The organism is Acidobacteriota bacterium (genome assembly GCA_034211275.1).
Classification (GTDB): Bacteria; Acidobacteriota; Thermoanaerobaculia; order Multivoradales; family JAHZIX01; genus JAGQSE01.
This window is the reverse complement of the sequence record JAXHTF010000368.1, coordinates 1-2142: the sequence shown is the minus strand read 5'-3', so window position 1 is coordinate 2142 and position 2142 is coordinate 1. Positions and strand designations below refer to the sequence as shown.

Here is a 2142-nt window from a genome sequence, read left to right as displayed (position 1 = left end):
CCGGCCGTGTCGCTTCCCGCTCGCTCTTTTCTTCCAGCCCAACCGACAGTCCCGGCCTCACACTCTTTACCTGCAGCCACAGGTCACCCGCAGCCACAGGCGATCCCAAGGGCCCTGCACACGCGCTGCATCCTCTCCTCCCTCACTCTCCCGACATAGCGCCGCAGCCGAGCCTGCTCGACGGTGAAGAGATTGCACAGGTTGACGCAGGAGGTCTTCTTCAAGCCATCCTCGATCCCCAAGGCCACCTCCGTCGGGGCACCGCGCAAAGTCGAGGTCACCGCAGCGACCGTTACCGTATGCAGCACGGGAATCAGGGACGGGCGGCTGAGAATCAGTACCGGGCGCTTTTTGTCGGGTCGGGGAAGGTCGAGGAGCCAGATCTCGCCGCGGCTCAGTCGGCGGGCCATGACTGCTGATCCACCAGCGACTCGATCTCGCGCAACATGGTGTCGGCTTCTCCCAGGTAAGCGCCCTCCAGGCTGGCCTCGAGGTCTCGCCGCCTCTTGGCTTCCAGGTAAAGCTCCACCGCGGAGCGAATGAACGCCGAGCGGCCGTGCCGGCGCACCTCCGGGTCCGAGTCGATGCGCCGCAGCAGCTCCAAATCCATGGAGACTTGTACGGATCGAGCAGTCATAGAAGAACTATACATGAACCTTTTCCTTCCTTTGTTGGTTGCTGTTGGTGATGGAGCCAGCTTCGAGCTGCCCCACGAGAGCTTTCATCGCGACGTCTCCACCCCGGGGGCCGTGGCGGTCTCGATCCAACACCCGCCGGCGGGTGGGAAGCGCAGTTGAACCTGGCCGTGGAGGTCGGTTCGGAGGATCTGAATCTGGTGGCGCTGGAGGCGGCGCAGGGTCGGGTGGGCGGGGTGGCCGTAGGAGTTGCCGCGGCCGGCGGAGATCCACGCCCGCCGCGGGGCCACGGCGCGCAGGAAGGCTTCGGTGGTGGAAGTCTTGCTGCCGTGGTGGGCGATCTTGAGCAGGTCGCAGGGCAAGGCCTCCGGGCTCTTCGTCAGCAGCCGGCGCTCCGCGGGAGCCTCGATATCGCCGGTGAGGAGCAGGCAGCGTTCTTCGGGCTCTGGCCCCGACCTCGACTCCCCCACCACCGTCGCCCGCAGCACCAGGGAGTCGTCGTTGCCGTCCAGCTCCTCGGAGCCTTCGTCGAAACCGCTGGCCAGGACTTCCAGTCGCCAGCGGCCCAGCCGCCGGATCTCCCCCACCGCCACCGGCCGCAGCGACGCGCGGCGGGCGAGAGCTTGGGCGCAGGGACGACCGAGCCAACGGTCATCCACCCACAGCTCCTCGACCGGCAGATAGTCGACGATCTCCTCCAACCCGCCGCAGTGGTCTCGGTCGTCGTGGGTCAGCACCACCGCGTCCAGCTTCCGGATCCCTCGCCCCACCAGCGCCGGTAGCAAAACCCGCTGACCCAGGCCCCCGGAACGCCAGCCGCCGCCGTCCACCAGCACCGCCCGGCGGCCGTCCCGCAGCACCAGGGCCTCTCCCTGGCCGACATCGAGCATCAGAGCCCGGGGCTCGGGCACCACCGTGTTGGAGAACAGCCCAGGAGAGCCAACGATCAGCAGGAGACCGCCGGCGAGAACTACCGCCGCTCCCCAGCGCCGTGGCCACCAGGTCACCGATAGCATTACCGACAGCAACACCACCGCCAGCGCCAGCGCCCCCCAAGGCCCCACAGCGCTGGCCTGTAGCCAGAGCGGGTGGGGCGGCGCTCCTTCGAGCCACTGAGCCGGGAGAGACCAGGCGTCCAAGATCGGCAGGAGTAGACCGGCGAAGCCCGGAACCGCCAGAGCTATCAGCACCCATCCGAGACAGAGCACCAGCAGCACCCCCGCCCACGGCACCACCAAGAGGTTGGCCAGCGGCGCTGCCGGCGCCCAGAGGTGAAAGACCGGCAGGGCAAAGGGCAAGGTGGCGATTTGCGCTGCGACGGTGGCCGCCAGAGGTTGGGCGAGGAAGGCCGGCAACCTCCGCCAGCGGCGCGCCAAGGCCGGCGCCAGGAGGACCAGGGAGGCGGTGGCGGAAACGGTGAGCTGGAAGGAGAGCTCGAAGATCAGAGCCGGTGCCGCGACCACCACCGCCAGAACGAAACACGCCAGGGCATTGACCGCCACCGGAG

General features: G+C 68.2%; 3 protein-coding genes. All 3 read right to left on the bottom strand.

Annotation, left to right across the window (positions count from 1 at the left end):
• Window positions 1-83: 83 nt before the first annotated feature.
• Complete coding sequence (locus tag SX243_26060) at window positions 84-410, bottom strand: type II toxin-antitoxin system PemK/MazF family toxin (protein ID MDY7096451.1); 327 nt, start codon at window positions 408-410, stop codon at window positions 84-86.
• Window positions 395-637: a ribbon-helix-helix protein, CopG family gene (locus tag SX243_26055; GenBank protein ID MDY7096450.1), complete on the bottom strand. Its 243-nt coding sequence runs from the start codon at window positions 635-637 to the stop codon at window positions 395-397. Before SX243_26055 ends, SX243_26060 begins: the two co-directional genes overlap by 16 nt.
• Window positions 638-721: 84 nt before the next feature.
• The coding region (locus SX243_26050) for a DNA internalization-related competence protein ComEC/Rec2 (protein MDY7096449.1) at window positions 722-2142 on the bottom strand (1421 nt) is incomplete at its 5' end.

Coding starts and splice junctions, on each gene's coding strand:
- SX243_26060 (MDY7096451.1), bottom strand. CDS start 410: ATGGCCCGCCGACTGAGCCGCGGCGAGATCTGGCTCCTCGACCTTCCC.
- SX243_26055 (MDY7096450.1), bottom strand. CDS start 637: ATGACTGCTCGATCCGTACAAGTCTCCATGGATTTGGAGCTGCTGCGG.